The organism is Cellulomonas sp. McL0617, from assembly GCF_049994875.1.
Lineage (GTDB): Bacteria > Actinomycetota > Actinomycetes > Actinomycetales > Cellulomonadaceae > Cellulomonas.
Genome location: NZ_CP188256.1, coordinates 2219699 through 2239688 on the forward strand (window position 1 = coordinate 2219699; position 19990 = coordinate 2239688).

Below are 19990 nucleotides of genomic sequence, written 5' to 3' on the forward strand. Positions count from 1 at the left end.
ACGAGCCTTCTCCGTCAGCCGCCCTCGGCGAACTCGGCCAGGAACTCGACGGCGTCCCGCTCGACCAGGATGGGGACGAAGCTGCGCACCGCGGATCCGTCGAACGCAGCGAGCCCGACGTCGACCTGGTCGCGGACGAGCGCCCTGGACAAGCTCGGGTACCTGGTGGCGATGCGGTCGACGACGTCGTCGATCGCGCGGTGCTCGTCCTCGATGGCCATACGGACACGCTCGAGCCGGGACGCGGCCGGCACAACGGCGCGAACCCGAACAGCGGTCGAACAGTTGGACACGCGACGACACGCCGCGGCTGGTGCGCGGATGGGCTCGTTCGAGGACGACCGTCCCGGGCGCGGCGCGGCGCGTCGAGCCCGGGTGGTCACCCCGCACCGACTGCGGCCGTAGGCTCGTCGGGAGAATCCGCGCCCTCGGGAGGACACCACCGTGGCATCACCGTCGAACGCCACCGACCCTGCTCTGCCTCCGGCCCCGTCGCCCGCGCCATACCGGCACACGTTCCTGACCGCACCCGTCGGGTGGGTGATCGCCGGGATGCTGCTGTTCTGGCCGACCGGCATCCCCGCGCTGCTCGCGTCGCACCGGGCCGCCCGGGCGTTCGGTGCGGCCGACGCCGAGGCGGCGCAGCGCGAGTCGGCGAACGCCCGGCGCTGGGGCATCATCAGCGTGATCGTCGGCGGGTGCGTGATCCTGCTCTCCATGCTGGCCTGGATCGTCTCGATCGCCCTCTTCGTGCTCGCGGCGCACCACCTCGACAACAGCGGCGTGTGGGAGAGCGGCCCGGGCTGGTCGAACCAGCAGCCGTTCGGCGCCCCCGCGCCGTACCGCAACGGGTGACGGCCCGCTCACGACAGTGGCTGTGACAGCGTGTCGCCGTGGGTGCCGGTGGGTGTGGGTAGCCCGAACGGACGCGCGATCGCGCCCGTCGTCACCCGTGCGGGCGACGCACCGGCACGCGGGCGGGTGAAAAATGGACGAATGTCCGATTGTCCGTTCTGTCATGACTGTTGTCATGCCCGCCATCACTTAGGGTAGGGACGTCAGCGAGACGGCAAACCCGCTGTGAGGCGGGGACGCAAAGCCACGGGGCCTTCTGGGTCAGCCGGGCTACCGAACAGACGGGACGGTCAGATGGATCAGCGCGGATACCCGGTCGACCCCACGGGGGCCGCCTTCACGGGCGGACTGCCCGCGGGCCGCCTCAAGGCATGGGCCGCCCTGGCCGCCGATTCCGATGCCATCGACCTCGTCCCGGCGCAGGACGGCCGGGCCGCCTGAGCGGTCCGACCACCGGCGGTCGGCCCACGCCATGATGGGGCAGTGCAGCAACCCGTCCCCGACGTGACGCCCGGCCCGCACTCGATGGTCCGACGGCTCGGCGTGCGAGACGCCGTCGTCGTCGGCATGTCGGCGATGATCGGGGCCGGGATCTTCTCGGCGTTCGCGCCTGCTGCCGCCGCCGGGGGTTCCGGACTGCTGATCGGGCTCGGCGTCGCCGCGCTGGTGGCCTACTGCAACGCGACATCGTCGGCCCGGCTGGCGGCGCTCTACCCGACGTCGGGCGGCACCTACGTCTACGCCCGGCACCGGTTGGGCGACCTGTGGGCGGGCCAGGCGGGCTGGGCCTTCATCGTCGGCAAGATCGCCAGCTGTGCCGCCATGGCCCTCACCCTGGGGTCGTACGTCGCACCGGGTCACGTCCGGCTGGTCGCGGTGCTCGCCGTCGCGGCCCTGACCGTGCTCGGCTGGGCCGGTGTGCAACGCTCCACCCAGCTGAGCACCGTCATCGTCGTCGTCTCGCTCGCGGCGCTCCTCGTCGTCGTCCTGTCCGCGTTCCGTGGCGGGACGGCAGACACCTCGAACCTCCAGCCGTTCCCGGGCGCCGACGTCGGGGGCATCCTGCAGTCGGCCGGCCTGCTCTTCTTCGCCTTCGCCGGCTACGCGCGCGTCGCGACGCTCGGCGAGGAGGTGCGCGACCCGGTCCGCACGATCCCGCGCGCGATCGCGATCGCACTGACCGTCGTGCTCGTGGTGTACGTGGTCGTCGGGCTCAGCGCCCTGCTTGCCATCGGCGCACCGGGACTGGCGGCGTCACCGGCGCCGCTGCAGACGGTCGTCGAGTCGGGGTCCTGGGCCGCCTGGGCGCCCGCCGTCCGGGTCGGCGCGGCCGCCGCGTCTCTCGGCGCGTTGCTCGCGCTGCTGCTGGGGGTGTCCCGGACCGTCGTGGCCGTGGCGCGCGACCGACCACGGATCTCCGGACTGGCGAGGCTCCACGAGCAGTCCCGGACGCCGCGCACCGCCGAGGTGGCCGTCGGCGTCGTGGTCGTGGTCCTCGTCGCGACCCTCGACCTGCGCGGCGCGATCGGGTTCTCGTCCTTCGGGGTCCTCGTCTACTACGCGATCGCCAACGCGTCCGCGCTGACGCTGCGGCGCGACGAGGGACGACCGCCCCGGGTCGTGCCTCTGGTCGGTCTGCTCGGGTGCCTGGTCCTGGCATGCACCCTCCCTCGAGCGGCCGTCGCCGCCGGGCTGGTCGTCGTGCTCGGCGCGGCGATCGAGTGGGCGGTGCGCCGACGCATGCCTGCGAGTCGTCGCCCGGCGTGACGATCGTCCGCCTGACCCTCGGCGGCCGACGCCCGCCGCATCGTGACCGACCCGTATATTTCCGGCCATGAACATCGTCGTGGGCGCGATCGTCGTCGTCATCGTCACCTCACTGACGTGCACGGCGATGCTCTTCGTGCGGCGACGTGCACCCGAGGGCAGCTTCTTCACCGACGGCGACCGGGCGTCCGGCGTGTTCGGTGTTCTCGCGACCGGGTTCTCGGTGCTGCTGGGCTTCATCATCTTTCTCGCCTTCGACTCCTACGACCAGGCACGCTCGGGGGCGGAGACGGAGGCGACGATCGTGGCGCAGCAGCTCGAGACGGCGCAGTTCTTCCCGACGGACACCGCCCGGCAGCTCAGCGGCGAGCTCGTCTGCTACGGGCGTTCGGTGGTGGGTACCGAGTGGCCGGCGATGGGCGACGGCACGCTGGGCGAGGCGGTGAACCCGTGGGGCGTACGCATGTTCCACACGCTCGAGCAGTTCACTCCCGGCAGTGACACCGAGCAGTCCGCGTACGACCGGTGGATGGACCAGACGGCCGCCCGCGAGCAGGCGCGCGTCGACCGCGTCCATGGCGCCGAGGGCCTCATCCCGTTCCCGCTCTGGCTGGTCCTCTACGTGATCTCCGGCGTGATCTTCGCGTACATGCTCTTCTTCGCGGACCGCGGCGAGAAGGCCACGACGCAGGTGATGCTCATGGGCAGCGTCACCGTGGTCATCACCCTGCTGCTCCTGCTGCTCACGTTCTTCGACCACCCGCACGGCGCGGGGCTGGGCAAGCTGGAGCCGACAGCGATGCAGCGCAACCTGCGCGTCATGGACGCGGAGCTCTCCTCGGTCGGTCTCACCCTCTCGCTCCCCTGCGACGCCGACGGCCGACCGTCCTGACCAGCATGCGCGTCGCGGCGCTGTGACGTGCATCGATGGTCCTAGTATCGAGGCGCGGGAGCCCGATCTGTCGGATTCCCGGCCGGACGTCCGTCCTGCTCTTCTACCCCGCACCAGGAGACTTTCGACATGCTCACAACACTGTTCGCCAGCGACACGGTGACATCGACGTTCGGCAGCGGCGACGTCCTGCTGTGGATGCTCGAGTTCTTCCTCTTCGTGATCTGGTTCTGGCTCCTGATCGCGATCTTCTCCGACCTGTTCCGGGACAAGACCACCGGTGGCGGCGTGAAGGCCCTCTGGGTCTTCTTCCTCATCCTCCTGCCGTTCCTCGGCATCCTCTTCTACCTGATCTTCCGGGGCCGGGGCATGGGTGAGCGCGGGGTCGCTCAGGCCGCCGCGGCCCAGGAGCAGTTCAACTCGCAGATCCGGTCCGCAGCCGCGTCGGCCGAGTCGCCTGCCGACCAGATCGCCAAGGCGAAGGCGCTCCTCGACAGCGGCGCCATCACACAGGCCGAGTTCGACCAGCTCAAGGCCGCAGCCCTGGCCTGAGCCCGGACGGGCCGTCTGAGGCCCTCGAGACGACGACGCCGCGTCCTCACCGAGTGACGCGGCGCGTCGCCTCGGCCGTCAGAGGGTCCTGCGGCCACGCGTGCTTCGGATAGCGCCCCCGCAGCTCCGCCCGGACCTGCGGGTACCCGTTCTGCCAGAACGACGCGAGGTCCGCGGTGACCGCGGCGGGTCGCCCGGCCGGCGACAGCAGGTGCAGCAGCACCGGCACGCGCCCGTCGGCCAGCCGCGGGGTCTGACGCCAGCCGAACGTCTCCTGCAGCCGCACGGCCAGCACGGGCTGGTCCGGCTCGTAGTCGACGCGCACGCTCGATCCGCTCGGGACCCCGAGCCGCTCCGGCGCGAGGACGTCCAGCCGCGCGGCGTCGGGCCAGGGCAGGAGCCGACGCAGTGCCGTCGTCACGTCGATGCTCCTGGGGTCGGACCTCCCGCGGCCGAGGTCCGGGCCCAGCCACGTGTCGAGGGAGCCCAGCAGGGCGTCGTCCGAGACGTCGGGCCACGGTTCCCCGAGCGCCCGGTGCAGGAACGCGAGCCGCTGCCGCAGCGCTCGCGCCCCGTCGCTCCAGCGCAGGACGCCCAGCCCCTCTCGCTCGAGCCCGCTGCGCACCGCCGCGACCACCAGTGCAGGGTCCGGGTCCGCGAGCCGGGTCGCCGAGAGCTCGATCGCGCCGAGCGATCGGACGCGGCGGGCGACGACGCGGCCGTCCTGCCAGTCCACGCGCTCCTCGTCGCCCAGCAGCGCCGGTGCGGCGTCGATCGCCAGGTCGACGTCGAACGGAGCCGCCGACCGGATGGTCGCGTCCCGCCGCGCGCCACCCCGGTCCGCGTCGGCCACCGCCAACCAGCCGAACCCACTCAGAGGCGAGCCCGGCGGCAGCGTCGCGCCGGTGCCGGATGCCATCAGGTAGGCGCTCCCACCCGGCCGTAGGCGCGCGATCCGGTCCGGGTGCGCGAGGGCGACGACGAACGCCGCGGCTAGGTCGTCGGTCAGCGCCCCGGACGGCGTGCGGTCCGGCACCGCGGTCAGCAGCCGCTCGGTCTGGGCCCGCCAGCGCACGGTCTCGGGCGCCGCCCCGCGCCGCAGCGACCGCAGCGCCGCGACCAGGTCGCCACCCGGAGCCCGGACGTCGTCGGAGAGCATCGCCACGACCTCGGCCGCGCGCCGGGCACCGACCACTCTCGCCCCGTCGAGCAGGGCACGCGCCAGCCGCGGATCGGCCGGCACCGCCGCCACCGCGCGGCCGCGGACCGTCACCGTCCCGTCGGGTGCGAGCGCACCCAGCCCCTGGAGCGTGCGGACCGCCGTCTCCAGCGCAGCCACGGGCGGCGGGTCCAGGAGGGCCAACCCGACCCCGCCCGGGCTCCCCCAGCATGCGGCCTCGAGCGCGAACGCCGTCAGGTCGGCCGTGCGGATCTCGGGCTCGGGATGCGCCTGCAGGCGCGCGTGGTCCGCCTGCGACCAGCACCGGTAGACCGCGCCGGGCACCTCGCGGCCGGCCCGGCCCGCGCGCTGCTCCGCCCCCGCCTGGCTCACGCTCACCGTCACCAGCCCCGCAAGCCCGCGACGGTGGTCGGCGCGAGCCTCCCGCGAGAACCCGGCGTCCACCACCACGCGGACGCCGGGAACGGTCAACGACGACTCGGCGACCGCGGTGGAGAGCACCACCCGCCGGCGGGGCCCGGGTACGAGCGCGAGGTCCTGGTCGGCCGGACCGAGCCGGCCGTGCAGCGGTCGGACGTCGACGTCCAGGCCGGCGAGCCGGCGCGCCACCGCGCCGATCTCTCCGGCGCCGGGCAGGAAGACGAGGACGTCGCCGGGCCGCTCGTCCACCGCTCGGCGGACGGTCGCGGCGACATGGTCCAGGAAGGACGGCGTGACGCCGCGTTCGTCGGTCCGCGCCGTCCGGGCAGGCGGCGGGCACCACACGACGTCCACCGGGTGCAGAGCGCCCTGCACCGCCACGACGGGAGCACCGCCCAGCAGGGCCGCCGTCCTGGCCGCCTCCACCGTCGCGGACATGGCGACGAGCACCAGGTCGTCCCGGAGGTTCGCCCGGACGTCCACCAGCAGCGCCGCGGCGAGGTCCCCGTCGAGCTGTCGCTCGTGCACCTCGTCCAGCACGACCGCACCGACGCCGGCGAGCTCTGGATCACGCTGGAGCCGGCGCAGCAGGACGCCGGTGGTCACCACCTCGATCCGCGTCGCGGCGGTCGTCCGGCTCTCGTCGCGGACCGTATAGCCGACGGTCCGTCCGACGGGCTCACCGAGCAGCCCGGCCAGGCGTCGGGCGGCCGCCCTCGCGGCGATCCGGCGCGGTTGGGTGACGACGACCCGGCCGCCCACGGCCGCGGCGACCGCGGGCGGGACGAGCGTGGTCTTGCCGGTGCCCGGCGGCGCCTGGACGACAGCGACGCCGTGCACGCCGACCGCGGCGACGACGGAGGCCAGGGCCGAACCGACCGGGAGGTCGGGCGGATCCGCCAGCAGCCTCGCGATCGGGTCGACGTCCACGGATGGAGTCTGCCCTGGCCGGCGGTGCGACGTGGCTCAGCCGGTGGCGGGTCGGCCCGGGTCGCGTTCGTGCTTCGGCAGCTCGCGCACGTCGGGCGGCTCCAGCACTTCGGTCGCGGCGTGGTTGTCCGGGGCGGTCAGGGCGTAGTCCTCCGGCACGGCGACCCGGTCGACGCCACGACGGGCGGCCCCGGACGTCGCGCCGAACGCGGCGAACCAGCAGACGAGGACGAGCGCGCCGCCGGCGACGGCGTCGAGGAGCCAGTGGTTCGCCGTCAGCACGACGACCGACGTGGTCGTGGCGACGTACCCGAACGAGAGGATCTTCAGCCACCGCCGGCGGGCGAGGCAGGCGAGCACCACGCTGACCCACAACGCCCACCCGACGTGCATGGACGGCATGGCCGCGACCTGGTTGGTGACGGTGCTGGCGTTCTGCGCCTGCTCGGCCGCGGACGGCCACCAGCCGTACTGCGAGGTCGACGCGACGGTGTCGATGAACCCGCCGGTCAGCCGCGGCGGGGCGGTCGGGTAGAACATGTACCCCAGAAGCGCGATGAACGTGGCCGCGAACAGGGCGGTTCGAGCAGGCCGGTACAGGGCCGGTCGACGGATGTAGAGCACGACCAGCACGGTCCACGTGACGATGAAGTGCATCGTCGCGTACCAGTACGCCGAGAAGACGGCGAGCGGCGTGATCGGGGTGATCGCGTGGTTGATCTCGTGCTCGACGTCGATGTGCAGGAACCGCTCGACCTCGAGGATGTCCAGGGCGTGGTGGCGCGCGGCGCCCCAGTCGCCGCCGACGACGAACCGGGTCGCGCTGTAGGCGGCGTAGAGCACGACCAAGAGCGCGATCTCGCGCAGAGCGGCGCGTCTCGCGTTGGTGCCTGCGGCGTCTCGTTCAACCATCGGGAACGAGGCTAGCGGACGGCTACGACATGAATTGTTGCTCTGGCCCTTCGGACCCTGTGACAAACGTCAGCAATCCTTCACCCGGTGGCTCTGCAATGCCCGTCGAACCCGACACGGCCGGTCCGGATGCGGAGCGGTCGCAAGGCGGCTCATGCGGCGCTGGCCCGCTCGGGTGCCCGGTCGCGCGCCGACTCGACCGGGAGCAGGACCGCTCCGAGCAGGAAGCAGACGGCGCCGACGAACGTGCCCAGGTTGGCGAGCGAGAGGTTGGCCAGCTCGCCCGTCGAGCGCAGGTATCGCGCGCCGATCGCGGACGCCCCGAAGGCGATCGACCCGAGGAGGTTCAGCGCGCTGATCCGCCAGCCCGTCGACCGGTCGGACCGGGGCAGGACTCCCCGGTTCACCTCCGAGTAGGCGAACCAGCTGGCCACCAGGAACGCGACCGATCCGACCGCGTCGGGCGCCCAGACGAGGTGTCGATCCTGCGCGAGCGTGAGATCGGCGCGGGTGGCTGCGAACGTCGTCACGTTGAAGAACAGGGTGCCGACCAGCTGGATGAACGCGGCCCAGAAGTCGAGCCGTCGGGGCTTCCAGCCGATGAGCCGGCGCACCGGCCCGCGTGTCTGGCGGTCGACGAAGATCCCCTCGGGCGCCGTCACGGTCTCGCGGTACTGCAGGTAGCCCGCGCTGGTGAAGAAGATCGACCCGACGAAGAACGTCCACGCCACGACCGCCGGCGCGACCCTGTCGAAGTAGACGGGCACCGCGCCGACCGCGAAGCAGAGCGACCCGACGGCGAACAGGCCGCCGATCCACCAGCTCATCGGGGTCGGTCGCTCGGCCCACGTGCGCGCCGGGTCGAGCACGCGGTCCTCGAGGAGGCCCAGTCCCTTGCGGTGCCGGCGCGAGCTCCAGTGCACGCGAGAGCCGTCGGGACGCTCCAGCACGGCGTTCGTGACGAAGGACGCCGGGCCGGAGGTCTCGACGACGCGCCAACCGGCCGGAAGGTCGGGGACCGTGGCGCCGGCGCTCATCTCTCGGTGAAACCCGTGCGCGCCTTGCTCTTGGCGGCGGCGCTGGCGGGCGACGTCCAGACGTCGGGCTTGCGCGTCTGCTCGTGCGTGGGCTGCTCGGCGAGGAGTGCGTCGTAGGCCAGGTGCAGGTCCTTGAGCAGCTGCTCGATCATCAGCCGGCTCAGGTCCAGCCGGATGACGATGCGCATCAGGTGCGTCTCCTGCGCGTCCGGCGGCAGGCTGTACGCCGGGACGATCCAGCCGTCCTCACGGAGCTTGGCCGACAGGTGGTAGACGTCGAAGCCGGGGTCGCCCTTGAGCGTGAACGTGACCACGGGCTCGGCGAGCCCGGGGTTGAGGATCTCGAACTTTCCGCTGGCCACCAGGCTCTCGTTCAGGAACCGGGCATTGGCGAGCATCGTCTGGACGATCGACGTGTACCCGCTGCGGCCCAGGCGCACGAAGTTGTACAGCTGCGCCTGGATCATGGCCGACCCGCGCGAGAAGTTGAACGTGTACGTCGGCTGCGCCCCGCCGAGGTAGTTGACGCTGAAGACGAGGTCCTCAGGCAGCTTGGACGCGTCGCGGAAGACCAGCCAGCCGACCCCCGGGTACACGAGCCCGTACTTGTGCCCCGAGGCGTTGATCGAGGCGACCTGCTCCAGCCGGAAGTCGAACAGGAAGTCCGGCTCGGCGAAGGGGGCGATGAACGCGCCGCTCGCCCCGTCGACGTGCAGCGGGACGTCCCAGCCCTTCTCCTTCTTGATCCGCACCAGCAGGTCGTTGATCTCCTCGATCGGGTCGGACTCGCCGATGTGGGTGGTGCCCAGGACCGCGCCGACAGCGATCGTGTTCTCGTCGACCAGCGGCTCGACGTCCGCCGCGCTGATGACGAACCGGTCCTTCTTCATCGGGATCTTGCGCATCTCGACGTCGAAGTAGTTGGCGAACTTGTCCCAGACCACGTGCGTCTCGGCGCCGAAGACGACGTTCGGCCTGTCGGTGGGCAGCCCGGCGGCGGCCCGACGGTTGCGCCAGGTGCGCTTGTGCGCGAGCAGCCCGAGCATGATCGCCTCGGACGAGCCGATGGTCGCGACGCCCACGACCTGGGCGTTGTCGGGTGCGTGGAACAGGTCGCCGAGCATGTGCACGGCGGCCTCCTCGACCAGCGAGGCGGCCGGGTACTCCTCGTGGTCGATGTGGTTCTTGCGGATCGTGTCGTGGATGAGCTTCTCGGCCTGCGGCTCCATCCACGTGGTGACGAACGACGCGAGGTTCAACGTCTCGCGACCGTCGAGCATGAGCCCCGTGTGCAGCAGCTCGTACGCCTCGTCGGCGTCGATGCCGTGCTCCGGGAACGTGCCGCGGTCAATGCTCTCCCGGAAGCTGGGCCGGCCGTGGATCGGGCCGAACACGTCGATGCTCTCAAGCTTCTTGCTCACCGCTGCTCCTCGGGTCCAGCCGCGGGACGCCCGGGCGGCGGCGACCTGCGGAGAATGTGCACGCACCTGCGGATCGAACGTAGCAGCCGACGGTGCACTTCTGTCCCGGTCTGTCCGGACTTCGGCGCTGGTCCCCCAGCAAGCAGGAGGAAGCGTGGCGCCGAGCGGCCTGCCGGTAGACTGAGCACTCCCCCGCGCCCGGCTCTCGTGCTCGCTCCCCTTGTCAAGCGTGCCCGTCGGCAGCATTCTCGTTCGACGACCCGCTAGGACACGCACGATGACCACTCTCACCCAGGAGCCCGCGACCGACGAGGTCGACGCCGCCGATCTCGAGACCTTCCTGCGCGTCGCCGAGCAGATCAGCGCGCTGCCGTCGGACCACCCGCACCTCGCGCTGGCCCGACGCGCCACCTCGGCGCTGTTCAAGGCCGCCAAGAAGCAGCGACGGGCCGAGAAGCGCGAGGCCATCAGCTCGGCCGACCGTGCGGTCATCGCGGCGACCGCGACGGGCAGCCCGGGCCGGATCGACGACGAGACCAACGGCATCCCTCTGGTCTCGGCCGCGCAGGGCGCGACCGCAGGCACGCTGCTCAAGGCGCGGCCCTGCTACATCTGCAAGGAGCCGTACGTCGACGTCGACGCGTTCTACCACCAGCTCTGCCCGACCTGCGCGACGCTGAACCACGCCAAGCGCGACGCCCGCACCGACCTGACCGGCAAGCGCGCGCTCCTCACCGGCGGCCGCGCCAAGATCGGCATGTACATCGCACTGCGCCTGCTGCAGGACGGCGCGACCACGACGATCACCACCCGGTTCCCGCGCGACGCCGCGCGTCGGTTCGCCGCCATGCCGGACAGCGCAGACTGGCTCGACCGGCTGAGCATCGTCGGCATCGACCTGCGCGACCCGGCCCAGGTGGTCGCCCTGGCCGACGAGGTCGCCGCGCAGGGACCGCTCGACATCTTGATCAACAACGCCGCGCAGACGGTCCGCCGCTCCCCGGGTGCGTACTCGCACCTCGCGGACGCCGAGCTCGAGCCGCTGCCGGACCGACCGCTGCCGACGATCACCACCTACGGCCGGACCAGCAGCGCCCACCCGATCGCGCTCGCCGGATCGGTCACCGAGCTGACGAGCGTCGCCGCCGGCGTCGACCGGCTGGCCCTCACCGCCGAGCACGCATCGCTCGAACGGCTCGTGGCCGGCACCGCGATCGACGCCGGCGGGCTCGTGCCCGACACGGCCGAGTCGAACAGCTGGGTGCACACCGTGGACCAGGTGGACCCGATGGAGCTGCTCGAGGTCCAGCTGTGCAACCAGACCGCGCCGTTCATCCTGGTCAGCCGGCTGCGGCACGTGATGCGGCGGCCGGCCGGCCGGTCGTACGTGGTGAACGTGTCGGCGATGGAAGGGGTGTTCTCCCGCGGCTACAAGGGCCCCGGGCACCCGCACACCAACATGGCCAAGGCCGCCCTCAACATGCTCACCCGCACCAGCGCGAACGAGCTGGCCCTGGACGGCATCCTCATGACGAGCGTGGACACCGGCTGGATCACCGACGAGCGGCCGCACCCCACCAAGGTCCGGCTCGCCGAGGAGGGCTTCCACGCTCCGCTCGACCTCGTCGACGGCGCCGCGCGCGTGTACGACCCGATCGTGCGCGGGGAGGCCGGCGAGGACCTGTACGGCTGCTTCCTCAAGGACTACGTGCGATCCGCATGGTGACGCTGGTCACACTCGGCGACCTCTAGGCCGCGTCCGGAGGCGCGCGGCAGCCGGAGGCGCCACGCTCGGCGCATGCATCGTGAGATGAGCGCCCACCTCGTCCTCGACGTGACCGCGCCCGCGACGCTGGCGTTCGAGCTCGCCGTGTCGAGCCAGTACGCGTGCACCGAGGCGCTCACGGTCTCGGTCGACGGCCGGTTCGTCCAGCCGACCGCGCTCCTCGACCACCACGGGACGCGCCTGCACGTGGTCCAGGCCGGCGTCGGCCGCCTGCTGCTCGACTACACCGCGACGATCGACGGGCGCGCCGAGGCCGAACCGACCGACGAGGCGGACGCCCTGCGCTACCTGCGGCCGAGCCGCTACTGCGAGTCCGACTCCCTCGGCCCCACGGCCCACGCCGAGTTCGCCGGGCTGCGCGGGTACGACCTGCTCGCCGCGGTGAGCTCGTGGGTGGGGTCCCGGCTCTCCTATGTGCCCGGTTCGAGCCTGCCGACCGACGGCGCCGTCCGGACCCTGCTCGCTCGCGAGGGCGTCTGCCGCGACTACGCCCACCTCGTCGTCGCCCTGCTGCGCGCCCTCGACGTCCCCGCGCGACTGGCCTCGGTGTACGCGCCGGGCCTGTCACCGATGGACTTCCACGCGGTCGCCGAGGCCTACCTGGACGGCACCTGGTACGTGGTCGACGCGACGACGCTCGCGCCTCGGTCCACGCTGGTGCGGATCGCCACGGGTCGGGACGCCTCCGACACGGCGTTCCTGAACGTCCACCACGGGTTCGCCGACCTGCTGGAGCTCCAGGTCACGGCCGTCGCGGGCACGCTGCCCGACGACGACGTACGGGATCTCGTCGTCGTCGGCTGAGCCGCGTCGCGGCCGGCGGTCCCGCTGCTAACCTCCGGTGCGTGAGCGCAGCCGAACCCGACCCGGACGAGAGCGTCCTGCCTTCGCGCCGCACCTGGTCCGAACGTCGTGCGGAGCCGGACCGGTTCGCGCTGGTCCTCACGCTCCTCGTCACCGCCTACGTGCTCTCCGCGCTGGGCAGCCAGGAGTGGGTGCAGGTCCTGGTCGCATTCCTCTACGTCGGCGCCCTGGTGGTGGCCATCCGCTCGTCGCGCGTCGAGGGTCCCTGGCGGATCGTCGTGCGCGTCGTCCCGATCGTCGCAGCGATAGTCGGCGCCCTCGCCTTCGCCCTGCTCCCCCGCGACGACGCCTACGGGATCCTGAACGCGGCCGTCGCCGCGATCCTCATCACGACCCTCGTCGTGATCCTCGACCGCATCCTGCGGCGGGCCGCCATCACGTTGCAGTCGATCTTCGGCGCGCTCAGCGCCTACCTGATGATCGGGATGATCTTCACAGGGGTCTTCGGGGTCATCGCCTGGCTGGGCTCCGGTCCGTTCTTCGCCGGTGGTCAGGCGACCAGTCAGCAGTCCCTGCAGTACTTCTCGTACACGACGCTGACCACGCTCGGCTACGGCGACTTCACGGCCGCGACGTTCCCGGGGCGGAACATCGCGACCTTCGAGGCCCTCGTCGGCCAGGTGTTCCTGGCCACCTTGGTGGCGCGCCTCGTCGCCTCGTTCACGGTCACGCCGCGTCGCTCGAGGCTCGGCCCAGGCACGGACGAGCCGCAGGGGCCTACGCCGTGATCCCCGAGGTCGAGGCCACCACGTCGGCGATCTTGCGGGACAACGCCTCGTAGAACATGGACAGCGGGAACTCGTCGTCGAGCACCGCATCCGTCAGACCCTTCGGCGGGCCGTCCAGCGGCAGGTCGCGCACGGCCCACGCCGATGCCGGGTGCGGGGTGAGCGTGCCGGACACGAGCTCGTACGCGGCCAGCCAGTGTGCGGTCTTGGGCCGGTCGATCGAGCGCCAGTACAGCTGCTCGATCCGCTCGGCCAGCGCGATGACGGCATCCGGCACCTGCGGCCAGTCGATGGTGAGCCGGGAGTCGGTCCAGTGCAGGACGTGCTGCTGGTGCAGCCAGGCGAAGAGCAGCTGGCCGCCCAGGCCGTCGTAGTTGCGGACGCGGCTGCCGGTCACCGGGAAGCGGAAGATGCGGTCGAACAGGATCGCGTACTGCACGTACCGCGCGTGCGGCACCCCGTCGGCCTCGAGCCGCACGGCCGCACGGAACGCGGTGAGGTCGCAGCGCAGCTCCTCGAGCGAGTAGAGGAAGTAGGGCATCCGCTGCTTGATCATGAACGGGTCGAACGGCAGGTCGCCGCGCATGTGCGTCCGGTCGTGCACGAGGTCCCACAGGACGAAGGTCTCCTCGGCCAGGCGCTGGTCGTCGAGCAACCGGGCAGCGTCCGGCGGCAACGCCAGGCGGGTCGTCTCGGCCGCCGCCCGCACCACGCGACGGAACCGCGCGGCCTCGCGGTCCGCAAAGATGGCACCCCACGTGAACGCCGGAACCTCCCGCACGGCCACCGTCTCCGGGAAGAGGACGGCAGAGTTGGTGTCGTAGCCCGGTGTGAAGTCGAGGAAGGTCACCGGGACGAACAGCGCGTTGCTGAACTGCTTCGCCTCCAGGTCCGCGACCAGGTCGGGCCACCGCACCCGCAGCAGCACAGCCTCGACCCGCCGCTCCGTGCTCCCGTTCTGCGTGTACATCGGGAAGAGAACCAGATGTACCAACCCGTCGGTGCGCTGCGTCTCCGGCCGGAACGCGACCAGGGAGTCGAGGAAGTCGGGCACGACGAACCCGCCGTCGGACCAGCGCTGCAGGTCCTTGCCCACGGCGGTGAGGTACTCCTCGTCGTGCGGGAGAGCCGGGACGAGCTCGGTGACCGCGACGTCGATGGCCGTCACGAGCTCTCGGGCGCGGGCGTGCAGGGACGCGTCCGCGATCGACCCGTCCTTGACCTGGAGCCGTTGGAGCTCGGTGACGTCGGCCTTCAGCCGCTGCCAGGCCGGGTGGTCGACGAGCCCGTCCCGACGCACCGCATCGGTCGTCGCCGTCGGCGCCGCCCAGCACACGGCGTTCAGCAGGGCCTCCGGGCTGCCGGCGAGCGGATCGACGCCGAGGGCGAGCAGCGTGCCGCGGTCGTCGCGCATCCCCGCGGCGACGACCGGACCGCGTTCGCCGAGCCGCAGCAGGGCGACGGCCGGGGTCGGGGCGTCGAACACGGCCCGCACCGGCAGCGTGAGGTCGCTCGTCCATGCCAAGAGGTCCGGGACGCCGACCTCGGCCGCAGCGAGCACGCCGACGGACCCCGTCGGACGCGCCACGATGCCGCGTGCGGCCAGGAGCGCGACCGTTGCGGACGTGTCGTCAACCGTGGCGACGACGACCGTCCCGGCCCGCGTCGGCACGGGGTCCGTCCCCGGCAGGACGAGAACGACGTCCGGGTCGTCGGTCGCGCCGACCAGGGCGATCCCATGGCCCTCGAGGTGGGCCCGGTGCGCGGGCGGCAGGTCCGCGGTGGCATGCAGGGTCGGGAAGAGGCTCATGCGCATCTCACTATCCGGACGGGAGCGTTACCGCACGGTACGGTCTGCGGGCTCCTCGGTCAACGGGCCATCGGACCGGGCAGGAGACCTCCCACGACGTCTGGCGTGGCCGTTCCTCGTCGCGGTCAGGTGCGCTCGGGTCCGGCTACCAGCGCCGGCGCTGCCGAGCGCGACGCAGACGTCTCCCCCAGACTGAGCCGATGCGGAGCGTCGGCGTCGAGGAGGAGTTCCTGCTCGTCACGCCCGACGGTCGGCCGCACGCCGTGGCGGCGGCGGTCCTGCGCCGCGCGGCCGACGAGCCGTCGTCCGGTGACGTCCCCGGCGGCGACCTCGAGAAGGAGTTCAAGCAGGAGCAGATCGAGACCTCGACGCACCCGTGCACCGACCTCGCGGATCTCGTCGAGCAGATCCGGACCGGACGGGAGCGAGCCGACGAGCTCGCTCGCCGCGCCGGTGCCCGCATCGCCGCCCTGGCCACAGCTCCGCAGGTGGTCGAGTCGACCGTCGTGCCCGACCGGCGGGCCATCGCGATCCGCGCGGAGTTCGGACAGACGGCCCGCGACCAGCTGACGTGCGGGTGCCACGTGCACGTCGAGGTCGCCGACGACGACGAGGGCGTGCGGATCCTCGACCACCTGCGCCCGTGGACCCCGATCCTGCTGGCGTTGTCGGGGAACAGTCCCTCGTGGCAGGGCACGCACACCGGCTACGCGAGCTACCGGTCGCAGGTCTGGGGTCGATGGCCCACCGCCGGCCCGACCGCACCGTTCGGCGACGCCGCCGGCTACCGCGCAGTCATCGAGGGACTGCTGCGCTCGGGAGCGATCCTGGACGAAGGGATGGTCTACTTCGACGCCCGGCTCTCGTCGCGCTACCCGACGGTCGAGGTACGGGTGGCCGACGTCTGCCTGGACGCCGGGGACGCCGCGCTGCAGGCGGCGCTGGTGCGCGCGCTGGCGGACACACCGGGCGCCACGACCGACCCGCCGCGGACCGAGCTGCTGAGGGCCGCCGCCTGGCGGGCCGCCCGGTCCGGGCTGACGGGCGACCTGGTCGATCCCCTGACCGGTACGCCGGTGCCGGCGGCGGAGGCGGTCGCGACGCTCGTCGAGCGTGTACGACCCGCGCTCGTCGCGAACGGGGACGTCGACTGGGTCGAGCACCAGATCGCAACCGTCCTGCGCCGAGGCAACGGTGCGATCCAGCAGCTGGGCTGGCGAGCCGAAGGGGCGGACGACGACGAGGTGGTCCGTCGCGCCGTCGACCGGACGCTCGCGTAGTCGGTCCCACATAAGAAGGAAGGAGCTCGCGGCTCCTTCCACTCTCAAGATATAGCGGGCCGGGGGGCTTGCGGCAAGGCCCCCCGGGGCGCGGAGAATCGCCAGCCGTGACACCGACCGACGCACAGCGGACCAGCGCCTTCGACCTGCCCGACCGACTCGCCACCAAGGCGAACCCCGCGCTGATCGCGCATGACGAGCTGCACTTCACGGCGATCGCGGAATGCCTCGAGATCACGATCGCCGACCTGTCCGACCGTCTCGACGCGGAACGTCGAGCACCCGGCCGCACCGGCACGCAGGCGCTGGAGCGCGACCAGGAGGTCCACCGGCTGACCGCTCGCCTTCGCACCCTGCGGCGCTTCGGGCTGGACCTGTGCCTCGGCCGGATCGTCGGCTCCGACGGGCCCGTCTACATCGGGCGGCTGGGGCTGACCGACAGCACGGGCCGCCGCCTGCTCCTCGACTGGCGCTCCCCCGCCGCCGAGCCGTTCTTCGGTGCCACGCACGCGGACCCGATGGGCCTGGTGAGCCGGCGCCGGTACCGCTGGACTCGCGGCCGCGTCGGCGACTACTGGGACGAGGTGTTCACGGCCGAGGGGCTGGCGGGCAACGCCGCGCTCGACGACCAGTCCGCCTTCGTCGCCAGTCTCGGCGCCGACCGCTCGGACCGGATGCGCGACGTGCTCGGCACGATCGCCGCCGATCAGGACGCGATCATCCGCGCCGGGTCGCGCGGCGCCCTCGTGGTCGACGGCGGACCCGGAACTGGCAAGACGGTCGTCGCCCTGCACCGGACGGCGTACCTGCTCTACTCCGACCCACGCCTGGGTCACCGCCGGGGAGGCGTGCTGTTCGTCGGCCCGCACGAGCCGTACCTGGCCTACGTCGCCGACGTCCTGCCGAGCCTCGGCGAGGAGGGAGTCCGGACGTGCACCCTGCGCGACCTCGTGCCGGAGGGACCGACGGCACGGATCGAGCACGATCCGGAGGTGAGCCGCCTCAAGTCGTCGGCGGCGATGGTGGCGGCCGTCGAGCCGGCCGTCCGGTTCTCCGAACGGCCGCCCACCGAGCGCCTCGAGGTCGAGACCGAGTGGGCGGACCTGTGGGTGAGCGCCGCCGACTGGACCCAGGCCTTCGACGCACCCGAGCCGGGCACACCCCACAACGATGCGCGCGAGCAGATCCACGAGGCGCTCGTCGCGATCCTGACGGACAAGGTGGACGACGACCTGCCGCCCGACGCGGTGCGCAGGGCGCTCCTGGGCAACCGGCCGCTCGCCCGGGCGCTGGACCGCGCGTGGCCGATGCTCGAGGCGACGGACCTCGTCGGCGACCTGTGGTCCGTCCCCGCCTACCTGCGGCTCTGCGCCCCGTGGCTGGAGCCCGACGAGGTGCGCGCTCTGCAGCGGGCGGATGCGCAGGCGTGGACCGTCGACGACCTGCCGCTGCTCGACGCTGCGCGCCGGCGGCTCGGCGACGCGCAGGCGTCGCGACGCAGGCAGCAGCAGGAGGCGACTCTCGCCGCCGAGCGCGAGTACATGACACAGATCGTCGACGACCTGATCGCGACGGACGACTCGGAGCTGCAGATCATGTCCATGCTGCGCGGGCAGGACCTGCGCGACGCCCTGGCCGACCCGTCCGCGCTGCAGGCACCGGATCCGGACGAGCTCGCGGGCCCGTTCGCGCACGTCGTCGTGGACGAGGCACAGGAGCTGACCGACGCGCAGTGGCAGATGCTGCTCAGCCGGTGCCCGTCCCGCAGCTTCACGATCGTCGGGGACCGCGCCCAGGCCCGGCACGGGTTCACCGAGACCTGGCACGAGCGGCTGGAACGCATCGGCGTCGACCAGATCGCGCTGGCGTCGTTGAGCATCAACTACCGCACGCCGCAGGAGGTCATGGACGAGGCCGAGCCCGTCATCCGCCACCAGCTGCCCGACGCCAACGTGCCGACGTCGGTCCGCAGCTCCGGCGTCCGCGTCGCGCACGGGTCCGCGACCGAGCTGAGCGGCGTCCTGGAGACCTGGCTCGCGGGCCATCCGGAGGGTGTCGCCTGCGTCATCGGCGACCCGTCGTTCGTCGCCACCCCGCGCGTCCGCTCCCTGAGCCCCGAGCTCGCGAAGGGCCTCGAGTTCGACCTCGTCGTCCTGGTCGACCCCGAGGCGTTCGGCGACGGCATCGAGGGTGCCGTCGACCGTTACGTCGCGATGACCCGCGCGACGCAGCAGCTCGTCATCCTCACGAGCCGGTGACGGCGACCTCGCCGAGCGGCACGTCCGGGTCCGCGAGGCGGGCGACGTCGACCACGTCCCGCGACCGGATGAGGGCCTGGACGTCGTCGACGACGTCCCAGACGTTGACGTTCATCCCGGCGAGCACCCGGCCCTCGCGCAACCAGAACGCGACGCACTCGCGGCCGACGAGGTCGCCGCGGACCACGACGCGGTCGTAACCGTGCGGTCCCACCCACCCGACGTACTCCATGCCGAGGTCGAACTGGTCGGAGAAGAAGTACGGCAGCTTGTCGTACGGCTCGTCCCGGCCGAGGATCGTCGCCGCCGCCGTGTCCGGCTGGTTCAGCGCGGTGGCCCAGTGCTCGACCCGCACGTGCGTGCCCAGGAACGGGTGATGGGCCCGCGCGATGTCTCCGACGGCGAGCACGTGCGGGTGCGACGAGCGCAGGTGCGCGTCGACGACGACGCCGTCCTCGACGTGCAGGCCGGCGCCCCGCGCCAGGCCGACCCGGGGGGCCGCGCCGATCCCGACGACCACCAGGTCGGCGTCCACGAGCGTGCCGTCGGCGAGCTCGACCGCCCCGACGGTGGTGCCGTCGCCGGCCGCCACGATCGCCCCGACCTCGGCCCGGACCCGCAGGTCGACGCCGTTCGACCGGTGCAGGTCGGCGAACGTCTCGGCCAGCTCGGGACCGAGGACGCTCAGCAGCGGCAGCGGGTCGCGGACCAGCACGGTGACCTCGCAGCCTGCGGCACGCGCCGCGGCGGCGACCTCCAACCCGATCCAGCCGCCGCCGACGACCACGACGCGTCGACCGGGCGCGAGCTCGGCGCGCAACCGGTCGGAGTCGTCGAGCGTCCGCAGGGCGACGACGCCCGACAGCTCCGCTCCGCGCACGTCGAGGCGCCGCGGCTCCGACCCCGTCGCCAGGACGAGGTGGTCCCAGCCTGTGCGCGTACCCGAGCCGTCGACGACATCGCGCGCCGCCAGGTCGAGCGCCGTCACCGTGACCCCGAGCCGCAGGTCGACGTCGTGCGCCGCGTACCAGTCGGGCGGGTGCACGAAGGCGCCGTCGCGCTCGTCGGAGCCCTGGAGATAGCCCTTGGACAGCGGCGGGCGCTCGTAGGGGCGTTCCGTCTCGGCCCCGAACAGCACGACGCGCCCGTCGTACCCGTCGGAGCGCAACGCCTCGACCGTCTTCGCCCCGGCGAGACCACCGCCGACCACCACGACCTGACCACTCATCTCGGACCTCCGACGCACAGCGCACCAGGTCGGGGCGATATCCGCAATGGCCGGTGATGTGGTGAAGTCC

General features: G+C 72.4%; 17 protein-coding genes and 1 riboswitch. Of the genes, 10 read left to right on the forward strand and 7 right to left on the reverse strand.

The window, feature by feature from the left end:
• Nucleotides 1-14: 14 nt before the first annotated feature.
• The gene (locus tag ACPPVS_RS10085; RefSeq protein ID WP_426592138.1) at nt 15-221 is read right to left on the reverse strand and encodes a three-helix bundle dimerization domain-containing protein; all 207 of its coding nucleotides are present in this window, start codon (nt 219-221) and stop codon (nt 15-17) included.
• A 223-nt stretch (nt 222-444) separates the two neighbouring features.
• On the opposite strand from ACPPVS_RS10085, the gene ACPPVS_RS10090 reads away from it, so the two are divergent.
• From ACPPVS_RS10090 to ACPPVS_RS10110, 5 genes are all read left to right on the forward strand, one after another.
• The gene (locus ACPPVS_RS10090) at nt 445-855 is read left to right on the forward strand and encodes a CD225/dispanin family protein (protein WP_426592139.1); all 411 of its coding nucleotides are present in this window, start codon (nt 445-447) and stop codon (nt 853-855) included.
• A gap of 203 nt (nt 856-1058) precedes the next feature.
• Nucleotides 1059-1133, forward strand: a riboswitch (cyclic di-GMP riboswitch).
• Nucleotides 1134-1149: 16 nt separating this feature from the next.
• Nucleotides 1150-1296 carry a hypothetical protein gene (locus tag ACPPVS_RS10095; RefSeq protein WP_426592140.1) on the forward strand — a complete coding sequence of 49 codons (147 nt, stop codon included), beginning with the start codon at nt 1150-1152 and terminating at the stop codon, nt 1294-1296.
• A gap of 84 nt (nt 1297-1380) precedes the next feature.
• Nucleotides 1381-2622: an APC family permease gene (locus tag ACPPVS_RS10100; protein WP_426595942.1), complete on the forward strand. Its 1242-nt coding sequence runs from the start codon at nt 1381-1383 to the stop codon at nt 2620-2622.
• A 67-nt stretch (nt 2623-2689) separates the two neighbouring features.
• Entirely contained in the window at nt 2690-3514 is an 825-nt protein-coding gene (locus tag ACPPVS_RS10105; RefSeq protein WP_426592141.1) for a hypothetical protein, read from the forward strand.
• A gap of 129 nt (nt 3515-3643) precedes the next feature.
• Entirely contained in the window at nt 3644-4066 is a 423-nt protein-coding gene (locus ACPPVS_RS10110) for an SHOCT domain-containing protein (protein ID WP_426592142.1), read from the forward strand.
• 46 nt (nt 4067-4112) lie between these two features.
• Here the strand turns inward: ACPPVS_RS10110 and hrpB are convergent, their stop codons facing one another.
• From hrpB to ACPPVS_RS10130, 4 genes are all read right to left on the reverse strand, one after another.
• Nucleotides 4113-6596: an ATP-dependent helicase HrpB gene (hrpB, locus tag ACPPVS_RS10115; RefSeq protein WP_426592143.1), complete on the reverse strand. Its 2484-nt coding sequence runs from the start codon at nt 6594-6596 to the stop codon at nt 4113-4115.
• 36 nt (nt 6597-6632) lie between these two features.
• On the reverse strand, nt 6633-7508 hold the full coding sequence (locus ACPPVS_RS10120) for a phosphatase PAP2 family protein (RefSeq protein WP_426592144.1): 876 nt from the start codon (nt 7506-7508) through the stop codon (nt 6633-6635).
• 152 nt (nt 7509-7660) lie between these two features.
• Entirely contained in the window at nt 7661-8545 is an 885-nt protein-coding gene (locus ACPPVS_RS10125; RefSeq protein ID WP_426592145.1) for a hypothetical protein, read from the reverse strand.
• Nucleotides 8542-9966: a glutamate decarboxylase gene (locus tag ACPPVS_RS10130; protein WP_426592146.1), complete on the reverse strand. Its 1425-nt coding sequence runs from the start codon at nt 9964-9966 to the stop codon at nt 8542-8544. The genes ACPPVS_RS10125 and ACPPVS_RS10130 overlap by 4 nt, the downstream gene beginning before the upstream one ends.
• A gap of 277 nt (nt 9967-10243) precedes the next feature.
• On the opposite strand from ACPPVS_RS10130, the gene ACPPVS_RS10135 reads away from it, so the two are divergent.
• The 3 genes from ACPPVS_RS10135 (at nt 10244) to ACPPVS_RS10145 (ending at nt 13344) form a co-directional block, all read left to right on the forward strand.
• Nucleotides 10244-11692, forward strand: coding sequence for an SDR family NAD(P)-dependent oxidoreductase (locus ACPPVS_RS10135; RefSeq protein WP_426592147.1), 1449 nt, complete (start codon nt 10244-10246; stop codon nt 11690-11692).
• A gap of 72 nt (nt 11693-11764) precedes the next feature.
• Nucleotides 11765-12556 (forward strand): transglutaminase-like domain-containing protein, encoded by a 792-nt coding sequence (locus ACPPVS_RS10140; protein WP_426592148.1) that lies wholly within the window; start codon nt 11765-11767, stop codon nt 12554-12556.
• Between the two features lie 41 nt (nt 12557-12597).
• Nucleotides 12598-13344: a potassium channel family protein gene (locus ACPPVS_RS10145; RefSeq protein WP_426592149.1), complete on the forward strand. Its 747-nt coding sequence runs from the start codon at nt 12598-12600 to the stop codon at nt 13342-13344.
• Here ACPPVS_RS10145 and ACPPVS_RS10150 read toward each other — a convergent pair.
• Nucleotides 13334-14680 (reverse strand): DUF6421 family protein, encoded by a 1347-nt coding sequence (locus tag ACPPVS_RS10150; RefSeq protein ID WP_426595943.1) that lies wholly within the window; start codon nt 14678-14680, stop codon nt 13334-13336. The two genes, ACPPVS_RS10145 and ACPPVS_RS10150, sit on opposite strands and share 11 nt — an antisense overlap.
• Nucleotides 14681-15354: 674 nt before the next feature.
• Between ACPPVS_RS10150 and ACPPVS_RS10155 the strand changes: the two genes are divergently transcribed.
• Both ACPPVS_RS10155 and helR read left to right on the forward strand, forming a co-directional pair.
• On the forward strand, nt 15355-16434 hold the full coding sequence (locus ACPPVS_RS10155) for a carboxylate-amine ligase (RefSeq protein ID WP_426592150.1): 1080 nt from the start codon (nt 15355-15357) through the stop codon (nt 16432-16434).
• 107 nt (nt 16435-16541) lie between these two features.
• On the forward strand, nt 16542-18692 hold the full coding sequence (helR, locus tag ACPPVS_RS10160) for an RNA polymerase recycling motor ATPase HelR (RefSeq protein ID WP_426592151.1): 2151 nt from the start codon (nt 16542-16544) through the stop codon (nt 18690-18692).
• Here the strand turns inward: helR and ACPPVS_RS10165 are convergent.
• Complete coding sequence (locus ACPPVS_RS10165; protein WP_426592152.1) at nt 18679-19920, reverse strand: NAD(P)/FAD-dependent oxidoreductase; 1242 nt, start codon at nt 19918-19920, stop codon at nt 18679-18681. The genes helR and ACPPVS_RS10165 overlap by 14 nt on opposite strands.
• Nucleotides 19921-19990: the final 70 nt, after the last annotated feature.